We start from the raw sequence: 13,822 nt of genomic DNA on the forward strand, positions 1-13,822 counted from the left end.
CCGTAATGGCGGCGGGCGGCGCGCTGCGGGCAAACGATCCGCACTCAAGCGGGCCGATGCGCGCGCAAAGGCGGCGGGCGTGCCGCCTGTCATCTCAAACTACTGAATGGCCGCGTTCCGTCGGCTTCCGCGCCTATTCATTTCGCGTCCTGCCGTTTTGGAATGTCCGCAGACGCGGGCGCAGGATTGACAGGATTTTCAATCATGGCGCAGGTACGGGATAACTCTCGACGCGTGCTTCGCCGGCCCGCCGGATCTGGGATGCGGCCTCCTCGAAATGGAACGCCACCGCATCGCGTGCCCGAAGCGTGTCGCCGGCCTTCATGTAAGCAACGAGGCGCTCGTGCTCGGTCAATGAGCTGCGTGCTTCCTCAAGCTGGAAGAAGTTCGCTCCCGCAATCCACACCGCCGGCGGGATCGCCCTGGAATAGGCGGCCAGTGCTGCCCGATTGCCGCTGATGCGCACCAGCTCAAGGTGCCACTGGTAGTCGATATAGGCTCCGGCGAGCAGGTTGCCCGGATCGCGGTCGTCCATGCCGCGCAGCACGCCGTTCAGCCGTTCGAGATGGGTGAAGTCTGCGCTCGCAGCCACGCCCGCGACCTGCGCGGCGGCCATCGCCTGGATTGCGCCGGCAAGGACAAGGTGCTCGACGATCCGCTCGATGGACCAGTCGTTGATCGAGTAGCGGCCGTGATCGCGGGTGAGGAGGGCGAGATCGACGAGTTCCTGGGCAAAATGCTCGGCGCTGTCCGCCGTGAGCGTGCTGAGGCCAGGGATATCGGAGGGACTGTCGAAACGGCGGCGTTTGTGGGGCTCGCGAAGCAGCGCAAAGACGTGCCGCGCCGGACACGCAATTGTTCGTACACCTTCCAATTTCGTCTGCGTTCCCAAGGCCGCGAACTACTCCCTCTTGCCAAAAACGGGATAATCGGAAGCGGCAGGATTCGGAAATCAAATCGGTCCTGTGCTATGGAAGGGCAAATTACGCGGCGGGCCAGAACTCGCCCATGGGGGCTCGTCACTTGGCCAAGGCGCATTCACTTGCCGAACGCATGTTCCTCGAACTCAGGTTCGGGGTGCTGTCGGCGCGCTATCTGCCGGGCCAGATCATCCCCAAGGGCGAGCTTGGCGAGCTTTACGAATGCCGCCCTGCCGCCGTTGCCGAAGTCCTCAATGCACTGGCTTTCGAAGGCTACCTCACGCGCCAATCGCGCAGCGAATTCGTCGTGCGCACCTGGGGGGCGGAAGAGGTCGAGGATCTCTTCGAAATGCGCGCCAACCTTGAGGGCCTTGCCGCCTCCCGCGCAGCAACGCGCGCCAGCACCGCCGAGATTTCTCTATTGGGTGCGCTTGTTGCCGAGGCCCACGAAGCCGCGCCCGACAACCCCGAAGATCTCGAGCGCGTGATCCACGAGAACCTGCGCTTCCACATCGAGGTCATGCGCATGTCGCGCATCCCGCAAGTCGCTGAAATGGCGCGCATGGCGCTGCCCAACGCGCTTCACCGCCGGATCGCCTGGTCGCAGCGCGCCGAGGATGCCGAGCAGTCGTTCCGGATGCACCAGAAGATCGCGGCCGCCATTGCCGAGCGCTCGGCCTCGATGGCGCGCCTGCTGATGCGCGAAGACATCTACTCGGCCCGCGAGGCGGTGCTTGCCGCGATCGCCGGGATGGGATCGCACGAAGGCGAGGTTGCCGCGGTCGCCCGCCTTGCGCCGACCTTGGTGATCGATGGCCGCCGCTACGGACAGGGGACGCGCGAGGCCGGCGCGGACGGGCGGCTCATCCCCTTCGGCGTTCCTGCGCGGAACATGGGCCAGGGCTAGTTGGTTGGTGCGGCAGGCTGGTCGTCTGCGAACAATCTCGAGCGGTCTATCTCGAGTTGCTGAAGTACCGCCATCATCAGATTGGCGGACTGGAGCAGCCCGGCGGCATTCAGAACATTGAGAAAATCATTGCCGTCGGAGACGATCAGGTCGAGCGTACTTCCATCGATCAGAAGTCGCTGCATACGCATCAAAGCCGCCCCCGAAGCCAAGAACGCAAACGATTGTTCAATAAAGACATTCTGTCAATATTTCGGCGAGTTAAATTTGCCGAATTGGCTCTATAATGGAGCGAGTTAGGTAAGCGCCCTTAAAAGACCATGCCGCAACTGCAACAAGACAAGTGCTTGTCGCGTTTGCAATTGCAGAGACCGTGTCGGGCCGGCGCGGTCCGGTGGGAGGTAACCCGGACCGCGCCGACATTCCGATCAGGCGTAGATGGCCTGCTCGACGCATTCGATGCAGTCGACCTTGCGCTCTTCGCTGGCGGAATGGTGATGGGTGGGAGCCGCCTTGTCCGGGCAGTCCGAACAGAGGCCATTGGCGTCCTGCTGGTCGCGGACGGCCGCATCCTTGAGCGCCTGTTTGCGCGCCTCGAGCACTTCGTGAAGGCGGGCGAGGGTCGCCCCAGTGTGTTCGGGGCTGGTCTGTTCAGGGCTGGCGCGGCGTTCGAACTGGCTCTGGATCAACATTGACGCAGTTGCCGCCCTGGGAGCGGGTTCGGCAGCGAGGGCAGGGGTGGCGGCCGCCGCTAGCAGCGGCACCAGCAAATAGGCATATCGTTTCATGGCTAGTCTCCTTGTTTTCAGAAAAAGCCGGTCCGGCGGCCGTTTGAGAGGTCGCCGCGTGACGAATCCCCGAGCGCCGACCGGCGCGCGCTCAGGGTGACGCCCCGCCTTCCGCGGATGCGGAAGTGGAGATCCTGGGGATCGATGTTGTTGCGTTCCGCCCATTCCTGGGCGTCGCGCTCGCTTGCGAAGTCGCCAACTTCCTCGTGGTCAAAGGCCATTGTCGCTCTCCATCGGTTCGGGATTGGGTTCAGGCTCTGGATGGGGCGCCGTGGGCGCGAGGAACGCGACCGCTGCCGCGGCAACGGCGACTGCGACCATCGCGAGGATGACGAGGCCGCGCGCCGCAGGCTCGGGCAGCACGAAGGCGAGGACGGCCAGCCAGACAAGCGTGGAATGTGCGCGGTCGAACACCCGGGTGGCCGCGGCAGGGGCGAGGGCGGGGAGGGGCCTCAAAGGTCCAGCCCCAGCGATTTCTCGGGCACGGGGAGTTGCCGCACGGGTGGTTCGGGTACCTTGCCCAGCACTGCGTCGAGCTTGGCCTTGAGCTCGGGGCTCATCCTCAGTTCCGGCAACTGCCGCGCGTCGACCGGGTTGTGGTGGCGGGGTTCGACCTCGACTTTGCCGGTCACTTCGAGCGCGGAGGTCTTGTTCCCCGGCGTCCGGTCGAGCTGCTGCTTCAGCCCCTCGAGATTGTTGGTGACGACCATCATGTCGTCGGTCGCGCGGGTGTTGAGCACGTTCTGCGTGCGCTGGGTCGCGAGATTGCGCTGCGACGAGGAGATGACCTCGATTGCCTCAGGCTTGGTCATGCCCTGCGCCATGTGGGCATTGAGCGCGTAGCCGAGGTCGAGCCGGTGCAGCATCGGGTCGCTGGGGCCAAGCACCAGTTGCCGCTTGTCGGCAAGCTCGACCCGTACGCCTTCGGGCCGTGCCTCAAGCACCGTCGCATAGGTCGATTTGGCAATGTCCCGCCCTTGGTCCTTGTCCCGCCAGAACACGGTCTCGCCGTCGTGGATTTTGAGCTCTCGCTGCTCGTAGAGCCCGATCCGGTCGAAGCGGTGATCGGGGTCTATTCGGTCAGGGTCGATGATCTTGCGTCGTCCCCCCGCCTCAAGCATGACCTTGCCATCCTTGCGGATCTCGCGAACCTCGTACTCCCCGCGCTTCAGCCCCAGTTCGCGCACATCCATCCGCGCCTCGAGCACCTGGCCAACCCGGTAGGTCGAGGCGAAGCGCAGCTCCTCGCGCGTGGTGTTGGCGCTCTGCAGCGTGGTGAGGGTGAGACCCGGCCCGGTGAGCGTGTCTTCCTTGAGCAGCCCCGCCTGGACCCGCGCGTTGATTTCGGCGCGGTCATCGCGACCGGCGGTGAAGATGGCGGTCGCCTCGCGCTTGTCGGGGCTGAGCGACAGCCACAGCTCGGCCGCGCGGGCGACGTGGTCGGGCCCTGCCTCGATCACCCGGCCATGGGCGGCAAGAAGATCGAGCGCGAGGCTGGCATGGCCTTCGTTCGAGAGCCCGGCGACGGCCAACAGCAGCGGCGAGTTCTTCTGGCGGATGTTCTCGTCCATCCGCACGGTTGCCTGCCCAGCGGCCTGACTGACGGCGAACATCTTGCCCTGTTCGATCGCCGACAATTGCTGGCGGTCGCCCATGAACGGCGCCTTGGCGAGATCGAGTTGCTCGGCGAGCGCGGTCAGCCGCAGCATGTCGCGCGAGGAGACCATCGAGCTTTCGTCGGTGATGATGACGGTATTTGCGAGCGCCGCCTTGGCGGCCTCGAAGCGCTCACCCGATCCCGCGGCCGCAGCCCCGCCATAGGTGCTGAGGAACTTCGCGATCGTATAGGCCTCAATCCCGGCCTCACGCATCTGCTCGGCCGACATGCCCTGGCGACCCCCGCCGCGCAGGTCCGCGACCATCTTGTTCTGGAAAGCAAGCCCGACGAGCTTGACCCCTTCATCGCCCAGCACCTTGCCCAGCGCACCCAACAGCGTCGACTTGCCCGCACCCGCAACGCCCTGGACATTGAGGAAGCGATCGGTGCCGGAAAGGATCGCGACGCCGGCGGCCAACTGACCCTCGTTGAGCTGCCAGGTGTCGACCCCGGCGCGGGCCTGACCGAGTTCGCGCGCGGCGTCCTGCAGCCGCGCCATGGCCTGCTCGGGCGGCATGAACGCGCGGCCCTTTCCGGCCCCCTCGTCGATGCGGTCCAGAATCTGTTGTTCCATCGCGAGCGCCGCTTGCGTCGTCACCAGATCGAAGTGGCCATCGAGGCGGTCCGACTTGCCGGGGATCAGATGGCCCTCGCGAATAAGTTCGCCGATCCGCTCCGCCACCGCGCCGCCTTCGAGACCCTTGATCTGGAAGCCGAGCGCAGCGCTGAGGATCGCTTGCGGCGAGAATGCCGCCTCGCGCTCGGACAGGTGGCGGATGGCAGAGGCCGTCGCGTGCTGTGCCTTGATCGTGCCGGCGGGCAAGAACAGGGCGGCCGCGCCGCTCACCGCCAGCGGACTTGGCGTGCGCAGCGCAGCGCCGATCCGGGTCGACACTTCACCAAGCGCGGCGGTCGCGGTTTCACGGAAGGTTGGACGTGCCTGTACCTCGGCGCGCGCCCTAGCCTCAGCGATGAGCGCCTTGCCGTCAAACCCCAGCGCGGCGGAGCGATCTTGCCAAGTTTGAACCAAGCCTGCGCGGTCCTCGACGGCGAGTTTAGGATCGCGGGTATTGACCGTCACCCGGTCCTGCCCCTGCGGCGATGCAATGCCGAGTTCCTCGACCTTGGTCAGGATGTCTTCGCGGCGCTGACTGAACTCCTTGATGACCTCGCTCGGCACGCCCTTGATCTCGAACGAGCCGTGCTTGCCCGCCGCCTCGGTCTCGTAGCCAAGCTTCTGCAGCTGGGCGCGGAAGGCGGCGTGGTAGAATTGGCCGATCGTCGTGTTGTTTTTCCAGATCTCGCCGTTCCACAGCGCCTTCCAGGTTCCCTTGGGATCGCGCGTCAGGTTGGCGACAACGGCATGGATATGACCTTGCGGATCGAGCGCGCGGCTCGTGTCGTGGGCGAACAGCGCATAGACGAGGTTGCCGGTCTTTTGCGGCTCGCCGCTGCGTGACCGATCGTAATTGCGGCTCTCGGCAAACTGCTTTTCGACGAGCTGCGACATGGTCGATTTGACGGCGGCGAGGTGCGCATCGAGGATCCGCTTGTCCCCGCTCACCAGCGCCAGGATCGAGGCTGACTTGGGCATCGAGAAGGTGAGGTCGAGACCCAGACGCCGCCCTTGGACCTGACCCACCATCTCGCCATCGGGCAAGCGCCCATTGAGGATGGCTTCGAACTGATCGCGTTCGACCTGGCCCTCCAGCCCGAGGGCGCGCGCACCTTCGCCGCCCCAGACCCCGGCTTCCGCGTGTTCATCGGCCGTGTAGTAGTTGTCGTTTGCGAAATAGTCGGCTGCGCCGCTCGACGACCTGACGGATGCGATGGAGTGCATGGGCTACATCTCCGGTCCGTCATCGTGGTCGGGTCCGTCCATTTCCGCGCCCCGGGAAACATCCTTCCCCCGTCCGTCCGCGGCCTCGCGGTCGATCGCTTCGGCAAGCTCGCGCGCAGCCTGCGTGGCCCGCTGGGCGGGGAGCTTCAGGGCGGTGCTGCGGGGGGCTTTGGATGCGGTTTCGGGCTCGTTGGCGCGCGCAGCTGAGGCGCTCTTCACGATCTCGGCGCTGGCGATCATCGAGCGCCCAAGGCTGGATTGCGGCGCTGCCGTGGGCTCGGTCGGCGTGACAGCAAAGTTCAGATCTTCCTGTCGGGGAGCCGGCTGCGGCTTTGCCGGCTCGTCATCGACCTGAGGCGCGGGGACCAGTTCCAGTTCGTCCTTGGTCTCGCGCCCGCCGCCTTCGGCTTCTGCGCCATCATCGCCGTCGCGCGCGAACTCGATCGGCTCGACATGGGCGCGCAGGACATAGCCTTCGGCGACCTTGGGATAGTCCTTGTAGGTGAGCTTGATCCGGGCGGCATCGAAGCCTTCGGGGAATACCAGGAAGCCGCGCAGCGAGGGCAGCTTCATGATGTCGTCGGGCAGCACCAGCGGCTGCACTTCGGAGCGCGGGGTGATCGTCGCGGCGTCGCGGATGTTGGAATAGCCATAGCTGTAGGCCTCATCCATCATCCGCACTTCACGGTGGCCGATATAGTCCGAGCAGTGCTCTGCGGTGTCGCGGTCAGCGGCTGCGAGGACAAGCTTGGTGCGCGCGAGCGAGGCGAGGTTCTGAGCCCCTTCCTTGCCATAGGTCTCGGCCAGTTTGGCAAAGGAATGGATGCCAAGTACGAAGGCTCCGCCGAAACCCCGCGCGGTCTGCAGGCCGTCCTCGATCGCCGGCAGGCGGTGCAGGGCATGGACCTCGTCGAAGAAGAACCAGGTGCGAAGATCGCGGGTGCGCGGCAGGCGCATCAGGGTGTGGACCGCGAGGTTCATCCAGAGCGAGAGCAGCGCCCGGTTCAGCACCAGTTCGTTGTGCGAGGAGGTGATGAAGAGGATCGAGCCGGGCTTGTTCTCCGCTCGGATCCAGTCGGAGATCGAGAACGGCTCCTTGCCTTCGGGCAGGAAGCGCAGGGCCTGAGCATTGGTGTTGAAGACGGCGCGAATTGATTCCGCCATCTTGGCCGCCTCGGGCGCGGTCAACGGATCGGCGACGGTGTGCTCGAGGAGTTTGTGGACCTCCTTGAGGTCGGCCATCATCAGCTTGCTGGCGAGCGCCTGATTGGTGGCCTCGCCAAGCTTGATCAGCTTGATACAGGTCTCGACGAACAGCGTGCGCGCAGCGAGCATCCAGAAGGGTTCTGCGCCGCCACCGTCGGCGGGAAGCAGGGCAGCGGCGATCCCGGTGAAATCGGCATGGTTCTTCGCTTCGGCGAACACCGACCAGGACGGGCAGCGCTCGTCCATCGGGTTGAGGATGGTGTCGGTTTCGGGGTTGTAGAATGCCTCGACATAGGCCCCGGTCAGGTCGAACACGACGGCCCGGTCGCGCCGCGCGCGCATCTGCGCGATGAGCGCGCGCATTTGGGTTGTCTTGCCCGTGCCAGTCGATCCGATCATGATGGTATGAGCCTGCTCGGTGCGCCAGGGGAAGGGCACCCCAGCAATCGAATAGACATGGTGGATGCCGGCTTGCTTGCGCTGCGCGAGGCTCATTTTCATGATGTCGTCGAAGGTCTTGCCAGGCAGGCGTTCGGCAATCTCTGCTCCCAGCATATCGTGGTTATGGGCGTTGATGACATGGGCAAGTTCACTGGCATCGACCAGCATCGCGCCGCGCTGGTGACGCTCCTCCAGGATCGACTTGCCGCGCCGCTTGGAGAAGTCGACGAACCACACCGCGATCGGCACGGCGACGAACAGCGAGATGAATAGCGAGCCCCAAATGGCGCGCATCAACTTGTTCCAGGCGATGACGACATCAGGGTGGCTGGAGATCATCGAAATAGGCGCCGGGATCACTTCGCCCGAAGGCAGCGTCAGGTTGAGAATCTTGCGTGGATTGAACTCCATGAAGCTCCATCCAGCAGCGTAGATCCGCATCAGGATCATCTGAACCTCGTGCTCATGGAGGAGCAGCGCGAGGACGATCGAAAGCGCCACGCAGAAGGTGAAAAACCACACCAGCAGCGGCATCTTTGCGGAGGCAAACCACATCATGAATTCGTGGGTGATGAGCTGCGAGCCGCGGGTGAAATCGCCGGCGTTGCGCGGCATGTTCCCGCGCGCGGAATGGTGTTGCAGCTTGCCCGGGCGCGCGCGGTCGGACCAGGTGTCAGGACGCGGCACAGAGCGCCTCCATCCGGCGTTCGGCTTCGGAGATCAGAGCGGTATGGGCATCGGGGTACTGGCGCTGGACAATGAGGTCAGCAACCAGGAACAGATACTCGGCCGAGAACTGCCGGCGGCGGTCGGCCTCGCTCGTGCCCGACATGACGCCCAGGAACTGCTCGAGCGCGATTCGCAGCAAGTTAGATCGGGAGACGTTTTGCGCGGTTGCGGCAGCCTGCGCCGCATCGGCCAGCGGCTGTGGAAGCCGGAGGGTAATCAGAACTGTTTCAGTCATCACCACGCCCTTCGAGAGGGCCTGGTGGAGATTGCGCGAGAAGGGTTTTAGGCCATCGGCGGGCCCCTGGCAAGAAAGCCGTTGGGGACCAAATGGCGTATTACAATGTAATACCGTGAAACTCGCGGAATTCCGAGACTGCAACGACGGGCTTCAACGCTGTAATACGATGTATTACCAAAGGCCCACTCTGTACACACACGCATTTCCGCCATTTTCCCTACGGCCCTGCCGTGTAGGGTGTGCAACTCTTCCCCTTAATCCGCTGCCTTGTGTCTGGTAGGTGATTGCTGGTCTTTCTGGCGCAAGGATTCGGGTCTTGACCGCCTGTCTGGGGACCAGCGAGTTCCGCTGATTACAGGACGGGCCGCACGATTTATTTGCAGGGTCGATGGCAAAAGGCTTGCCACTGCGCTCGCTGCTTGGAATCCTCAGGTCGGGAGGTTTCAGCACCAACCACGAGGTATCATCATGGCCAGGAAAGGAAGCCTTGAAGCGGAACGACAGGCAATCGCGAAGGAGCGTCAAGCGCTGGAAGCGCGCGAGACGAGACTGCGCGAGAGCGAGCGGGCGGCGAGTGTCGAGTTGATGCACAAATCGGTTCTCGGCAAGGCGCCGTTCGAGAGGGTCGAAGCATTCTTCGCCGCTCTCGGAAAGCTCGGTCTGGACGAAGCGGAAAAGCGCCTGCGGGCAAGCTGAAACCGGCCTCGACAGAGGCCAGCACAGCCGGGGCTCGATGCCCCGGCTGTGCTTTATCTGGCACACAAAAAAGGGGGCCGGAGAGCACCTTGTCGGTGCCCTCCGGCGCTGCGGTCGATGATCATGTCAGAACGGGCAATCCGCGTCCCATTCGGGATCCATCACCACGCTCATGAAGCTTGCGGCGCGGGCGATGTTCGCTTCGTCGAAGTCGTCAGCCATCATGCCCGGGACGGAATGGACGATCCGGTCGATCAGGTCCTGGGGCAGGGCGTTGTAGTCGCCCTCGTCGATGGCGAGAAAGCAGCCGAATTCGTCCTCGATAACGTGCTGGTCGAAAAAGCTGTGCTGGGCCCGGATCGTTGCGGCGCGCAATGCTGCGTCATAGCTGATGGGGTCGAAAGCCGGGATGTCGAGGGTCTTGGTAAGAGCGTTCATGTGAGCCTCCTGTCAAAGGAATTGAAGAGGTCACCTTCGGGATGGCCGAGCTTGGACCGGGTCAGGAACGGGCCGCCCGCGGCCCGCCGCGAAGCGGGGGTGGGGGAGCCGATTTTTTCGCCTTCTTCAGGCGTAAAAATTGGGGGAACCTCCCTTCTTGACGCGGGCCAATGGCGGCCATCATGCTTGGAAGTCTGCGAGAGTGTTTAACCCTGTTGGGGAGCACCCCGGTGGTCCACGCGCGGGTACCGCTTGCCCGGCCGATGCGAAGCCTTCGCGCCCCTTCCAGCAGGCCGTCAGGCCATTACTGGCGGGGGCAAGATGCGAGCGAGCCGGGCCATGACAGTGTGCGTCCGGGTCGACAAAAAAGAAGGGCATCCGGCGGTGAGGCCGGACACCCTTCTGGTTGATGCAATCGCAGCTGGTGCCGCTCAGAATGGCGGGAGGTCATCGCCATTGACGGTGCCACATGCCGTGCGCTTCATCGCAGGCCGCTCAGCTTGCGCTGCGGCTTTGGTCCGCGCCGCCGGGGTCTCGTTCTGAACCGAAGCGTCGCGCACAATGTGGAGGGGAATGCGTGCTTCGCGGAGGCGGTCAGCAAGGTTCGCCTGGATGCCGCCGCCGCTGCACACCACGGCCTCGACAGGCTTGAAGGCGAGCATGCGGGCGTTGCGCTGATAGGGTGCGGAAGGTCCCCGCGAAGTATCGGGCTTGCACAGGATCACCGGCACATTGTGGCGCGATGCCCAGGCTGCCGCGATCACGTCCGCGCCCTTGTTCTGGGCGGTCGTTGCCAGCGCCATCGACGGGACCCGGGCATGGATCGCGTCGAGATAGTCTTCAACCAGCGCAATGTCGGTGAACTGCTGTCCGCCCGAGAACACCACGACCGGACCCGATGGGGCAAACTGCTCGCGCCGCTGCGCTTTCTGTGCCGCGAGATAGTCGCGCGCTTCGATCATCGAGGCATTGGTCTTGGACGAGACCCGCGAGCCCCGCACCGGCGAGAACGGGCGGCCGGTCTCGACAAGGTAGATCCGCGCGGCATGGTCGCGCATGCACTCCATCGCATCGCGGCATTCGGCAAGGCTGCGGGCCTGCATGGTCAGGTCCTCGAGATCGGTCGCGTAGACCTCGCTCGGATCGTATTCGCGCAGCTTTTCCTGGAGGCGGTTCGCCATTGCGTCCTCGCGGTCGTCGAGGCGCTTGGCGACGACATGGAAGCTGTTGGCCACGCCCCAGGCGACTTCGCTGGCGAAGTCCTCCATCCGGGTGTCGCGGAACAGGTCGAAGACCGTTGCCAGCATCATCTCGATCGCCGCCTGCGCAACTTCTGGGTCGGGCATTTCGGCAGCGCTCGGCTCATGTTCGATCGAGAGCTTCGCTAGTTCGGTCTGCTCCATGAATGCCCGGGCGTAGTCAGGCGTCGCGATTTCGCGCGCATAGTGTTCGGCTAGGTCGGCGAAGTTCGAGAAACGGTCCGTCATGATAACCTCCAAATGGAATTTTCTCTCATCACGCTGATGAAAGATGTGCCTTGAAGGACGCCGGAGTCAGGCAGTCAGGGACGGCGGCGCGCACGCGCTGCCGCCGCGATTAGCGGGCGTGGGGGGAGCCGATTTTTGCTCGCAAGGCGCTAGCCGCAGCAGGCCAAAATCGGGGGGTACCCGCGATCCTTGACGGGCGCCAATCTCCCAGGCGTCATGCTATGGCGATGCTGATTTCGCTCAGCCACCGAGATGAGAGAGAGATTACGGTTTTGCCCCCGAACCCCATCTGGGCGTTCGGGGTTAACCGCAAAACACGCTTAGACCTTTTCCACTCAGAGGCGGTCGAACACCGATCCCATGCGGGGCGAAAACAGACGCTCGTAGGTCTTGAGGAGATGCGTGTCGGTCATCGCCGCAACGAAGTCGCAGATGACCCGAAGGTCGCCGCCAGCAACTTCGTACTTTGCGAGCTCTTCGCGTGGCAGCAGCCGAGCGGGATCGGCCTGCATCGCCTCGAAGACGGCGACCACCATTCCCTGGCCCTTGAACTCGAGGTGCTGGACGGCAGGCGAGGTAATAACCTCATCGACGACGAAGCCTTGCAGCACGTCGAGGAACTCGCGCTGGGGAGAGGCGACGGCAACGCCCCAGCGCAGGAATGGCTCGGCGAACTCGGGGCGCTCGACGAACTCGACCGCGGTCAGGAAGTGGTGGACGAGGCGCCCGATGAAGCGCTTGCGCGAAGCGGGGCCGCCGAACAGGCCATCGACCATCTGTGCAAAGACGTCGTTGTCGCTTTCGCCCGGGTACTTGGCCTTGAGCGCGTCGAGGAATGAGGGGCACTTGTCCTGGAGCGCGGCCGCGAAGCGCTCGCGCGTGACGAGATCAAGTGCGATCGCGTCCTCCAGATCATGAACGCCGTAGGCAATGTCATCGGCCGCATCCATGATCGAGCAGTCGAGTGCCTTGTGGCGGGGCTTACCGTGCTTGCCCTCCTGCGCCGCGAAGGCCTGGAAGGCCTCGCGGTCCGGATGCGACAGGGGCTGGAGGATCCAGTCGACGACGTCCTGTTCGCTATCGAGATAGCATTTCGGCGGTTTGCTCGCGCGGCCGTCGATGATCTTGATCGTCGAGGGACCAGCTAGCAGTGCGGGGGCGAAACCAGGGTTTGCAATCCGGCTGAAGGCGACCGGGTATTTGAGGACCCCGAGCATCGTCCGGCGCGACAGGTTCGCGCCAGCGCCTGCGGAGAAATTCTCGAGGCGCGCGAGGATGCGCAAGGTCTGGCCATTGCCCTCGAACCCGCCAGCACCGCGCATGCAGTAGTTGAGCGCGATTTCGCCGCCATGCCCGAAGGGCGGGTGCCCGAAATCGTGGGTGCACCCGATCGAGTGGATCGTGCCGCGATCGGGCAGCAGCGGGGTCGCCGGATGATGGGGGAAGGACTTCTCGAGCTGGCGGGCGATGCCGCCAGCGATCTGCGCAACCTCGAGCGAATGGGTGAGGCGGGTGCGATAGAAATCGCTGTCACCGAGGTTGAGGATCTGGGTCTTGCCCTGCAGCCGCCGGAACGAGGCCGAGTGGATCACGCGCGCATAGTCGATGTCGCCATCGTCCCGCGCGTCCTCGCTCTGCGGGGTCCAGCCCTCGCGGCGGGCTGACCAGTCACGGGCAATAGTCATGGCGATCAGCGGATCACGGTGACGGCGACACCGGCTGCGTCCGCGACGGTGCGCCACTGCTTGTCGGCGGTCAGCGCCGGAAGACCGTCCCGGCGCGCGAGCGCCAGGCAGAAGCGGTCGCCGAGCGACAGGCCGGCATCGGCCGTCGCAGCACGCAGGCGCCCGGCGATGGTGGCGAGCGCCTGGTCGGCCTCGACGATCGCCATCGGCAGGGGCCGCAGCATGGCGTCGACTTGTTCGGCGGGCATGCCCGCATGGATGAAATGGCTGACGACCTCGGCGTAGTTCACGCTCGACATGCGCGAGGCACCGATCGCATCGGCGACCTTGCCCGCGCCGGGCTCGTCCCGGAGCAGGGCAAGCAGCGCGGAGGCGTCGAGCACGACTTCGCTCATTCGCCCGTTTCCTCGCGACGGCGAGCAAGGAACGCGTCGACCGATGCGTCTGCCTTGTCGCCCGTGTACTTCTTGGCGAGCGCCTGGGCGTGAGCGACCGATTGCGCCACGGTACGCAGGATCACGCCGTCCTCGGTTTCCTCGACCAGCAGCGCGCCACCGCCGGCCAGACCGAGGCGCTTGCGGATTTCGGCCGGCAGGCTCATCCGTCCGTTTGGCGTGATCGTCACTTGCACCGTCATGGTACTGCTCCTGATGCGGCGGACGCCTCGCGAAGCGCGTGCGTGAGCCAATCCAGGAAGCATATGCCACAAAATCGCAAACGTGTCACGAATAGCTCTACGTGGCACGATCATCCAGATTGATAATATATCTTATGTTAATAGCGATACCGC

15 protein-coding genes are annotated in these 13,822 nt (G+C 64.4%); 2 read left to right on the forward strand and 13 right to left on the reverse strand.

The genetic code is table 11. The features are described from left to right. Nucleotides 1-202: 202 nt before the first annotated feature. Nucleotides 203-892, reverse strand: a complete 690-nt coding sequence (locus H926_RS0112880) for an FCD domain-containing protein (RefSeq protein ID WP_028657952.1) — start codon at nucleotides 890-892, stop codon at nucleotides 203-205. Here H926_RS0112880 and H926_RS0112885 point away from each other — a divergent pair. Next, on the forward strand, nucleotides 856-1,827 hold the full coding sequence (locus H926_RS0112885; RefSeq protein WP_237741032.1) for a GntR family transcriptional regulator: 972 nt from the start codon (nucleotides 856-858) through the stop codon (nucleotides 1,825-1,827). The two genes, H926_RS0112880 and H926_RS0112885, sit on opposite strands and share 37 nt — an antisense overlap. On the opposite strand, the gene H926_RS0112890 is transcribed toward H926_RS0112885, so the two are convergent. The 7 genes from H926_RS0112890 to H926_RS0112920 form a co-directional block, all read right to left on the reverse strand. Then, complete coding sequence (locus H926_RS0112890; protein ID WP_237741033.1) at nucleotides 1,824-2,018, reverse strand: hypothetical protein; 195 nt, start codon at nucleotides 2,016-2,018, stop codon at nucleotides 1,824-1,826. The two genes, H926_RS0112885 and H926_RS0112890, sit on opposite strands and share 4 nt — an antisense overlap. A 237-nt stretch (nucleotides 2,019-2,255) precedes the next feature. Further along, nucleotides 2,256-2,615, reverse strand: coding sequence for a hypothetical protein (locus H926_RS0112895; RefSeq protein WP_022676677.1), 360 nt, complete (start codon nucleotides 2,613-2,615; stop codon nucleotides 2,256-2,258). A gap of 17 nt (nucleotides 2,616-2,632) precedes the next feature. Further along, nucleotides 2,633-2,836 (reverse strand): hypothetical protein, encoded by a 204-nt coding sequence (locus tag H926_RS0112900; protein ID WP_022676678.1) that lies wholly within the window; start codon nucleotides 2,834-2,836, stop codon nucleotides 2,633-2,635. Continuing rightward, nucleotides 2,826-3,071: a hypothetical protein gene (locus H926_RS27410; protein ID WP_051146358.1), complete on the reverse strand. Its 246-nt coding sequence runs from the start codon at nucleotides 3,069-3,071 to the stop codon at nucleotides 2,826-2,828. The genes H926_RS0112900 and H926_RS27410 overlap by 11 nt, the downstream gene beginning before the upstream one ends. Next, nucleotides 3,068-6,112, reverse strand: a complete 3,045-nt coding sequence (gene mobF, locus H926_RS0112910; protein WP_022676680.1) for a MobF family relaxase — start codon at nucleotides 6,110-6,112, stop codon at nucleotides 3,068-3,070. Before mobF ends, H926_RS27410 begins: the two co-directional genes overlap by 4 nt. 3 nt (nucleotides 6,113-6,115) lie before the next feature. Continuing rightward, a complete protein-coding gene (locus H926_RS0112915) occupies nucleotides 6,116-8,446 on the reverse strand; it encodes a type IV secretion system DNA-binding domain-containing protein (protein WP_022676681.1) in 2,331 nt (776 codons plus the stop codon). Continuing rightward, entirely contained in the window at nucleotides 8,433-8,723 is a 291-nt protein-coding gene (locus tag H926_RS0112920; RefSeq protein WP_022676682.1) for a ribbon-helix-helix protein, CopG family, read from the reverse strand. The genes H926_RS0112915 and H926_RS0112920 overlap by 14 nt, the downstream gene beginning before the upstream one ends. A 471-nt stretch (nucleotides 8,724-9,194) precedes the next feature. Between H926_RS0112920 and H926_RS0112925 the strand changes: the two genes are divergently transcribed. Beyond that, nucleotides 9,195-9,422: a hypothetical protein gene (locus H926_RS0112925; RefSeq protein ID WP_022676683.1), complete on the forward strand. Its 228-nt coding sequence runs from the start codon at nucleotides 9,195-9,197 to the stop codon at nucleotides 9,420-9,422. A gap of 126 nt (nucleotides 9,423-9,548) precedes the next feature. On the opposite strand, the gene H926_RS0112930 is transcribed toward H926_RS0112925, so the two are convergent. From H926_RS0112930 to H926_RS0112950, 5 genes are all read right to left on the reverse strand, one after another. Then, nucleotides 9,549-9,860, reverse strand: coding sequence for a hypothetical protein (locus tag H926_RS0112930; protein WP_022676684.1), 312 nt, complete (start codon nucleotides 9,858-9,860; stop codon nucleotides 9,549-9,551). Between the two features lie 431 nt (nucleotides 9,861-10,291). Next, nucleotides 10,292-11,347 (reverse strand): DUF2493 domain-containing protein, encoded by a 1,056-nt coding sequence (locus tag H926_RS0112935; protein WP_022676685.1) that lies wholly within the window; start codon nucleotides 11,345-11,347, stop codon nucleotides 10,292-10,294. Nucleotides 11,348-11,682: 335 nt separating this feature from the next. Further along, a complete protein-coding gene (locus H926_RS0112940) occupies nucleotides 11,683-13,032 on the reverse strand; it encodes an anti-phage deoxyguanosine triphosphatase (protein ID WP_022676686.1) in 1,350 nt (449 codons plus the stop codon). Between the two features lie 5 nt (nucleotides 13,033-13,037). Further along, nucleotides 13,038-13,427 carry a type II toxin-antitoxin system VapC family toxin gene (locus H926_RS0112945; RefSeq protein ID WP_022676687.1) on the reverse strand — a complete coding sequence of 130 codons (390 nt, stop codon included), beginning with the start codon at nucleotides 13,425-13,427 and terminating at the stop codon, nucleotides 13,038-13,040. Continuing rightward, a complete protein-coding gene (locus H926_RS0112950; RefSeq protein WP_022676688.1) occupies nucleotides 13,424-13,669 on the reverse strand; it encodes an AbrB/MazE/SpoVT family DNA-binding domain-containing protein in 246 nt (81 codons plus the stop codon). Before H926_RS0112950 ends, H926_RS0112945 begins: the two co-directional genes overlap by 4 nt. Nucleotides 13,670-13,822: the final 153 nt, after the last annotated feature.

Source organism: Novosphingobium sp. B-7 (assembly GCF_000410615.1).
GTDB classification, from domain to species: domain Bacteria; phylum Pseudomonadota; class Alphaproteobacteria; order Sphingomonadales; family Sphingomonadaceae; genus Novosphingobium; species Novosphingobium capsulatum.

Bases quoted from the DNA above. Each gene is read 5' to 3' on its own strand.
- H926_RS0112925 (WP_022676683.1), top strand. From the start codon at position 9,195: ATGGCCAGGAAAGGAAGCCTTGAAGCGGAACGACAGGCAATCGCGAAG.
- H926_RS0112930 (WP_022676684.1), bottom strand. From the start codon at position 9,860: ATGAACGCTCTTACCAAGACCCTCGACATCCCGGCTTTCGACCCCATC.
- mobF (WP_022676680.1), bottom strand. From the start codon at position 6,112: ATGCACTCCATCGCATCCGTCAGGTCGTCGAGCGGCGCAGCCGACTAT.
- H926_RS0112895 (WP_022676677.1), bottom strand. From the start codon at position 2,615: ATGAAACGATATGCCTATTTGCTGGTGCCGCTGCTAGCGGCGGCCGCC.
- H926_RS0112940 (WP_022676686.1), bottom strand. From the start codon at position 13,032: ATGACTATTGCCCGTGACTGGTCAGCCCGCCGCGAGGGCTGGACCCCG.
- H926_RS0112900 (WP_022676678.1), bottom strand. From the start codon at position 2,836: ATGGCCTTTGACCACGAGGAAGTTGGCGACTTCGCAAGCGAGCGCGAC.
- H926_RS0112945 (WP_022676687.1), bottom strand. From the start codon at position 13,427: ATGAGCGAAGTCGTGCTCGACGCCTCCGCGCTGCTTGCCCTGCTCCGG.
- H926_RS0112950 (WP_022676688.1), bottom strand. From the start codon at position 13,669: ATGACGGTGCAAGTGACGATCACGCCAAACGGACGGATGAGCCTGCCG.
- H926_RS0112920 (WP_022676682.1), bottom strand. From the start codon at position 8,723: ATGACTGAAACAGTTCTGATTACCCTCCGGCTTCCACAGCCGCTGGCC.
- H926_RS0112890 (WP_237741033.1), bottom strand. From the start codon at position 2,018: ATGCGTATGCAGCGACTTCTGATCGATGGAAGTACGCTCGACCTGATC.
- H926_RS0112935 (WP_022676685.1), bottom strand. From the start codon at position 11,347: ATGACGGACCGTTTCTCGAACTTCGCCGACCTAGCCGAACACTATGCG.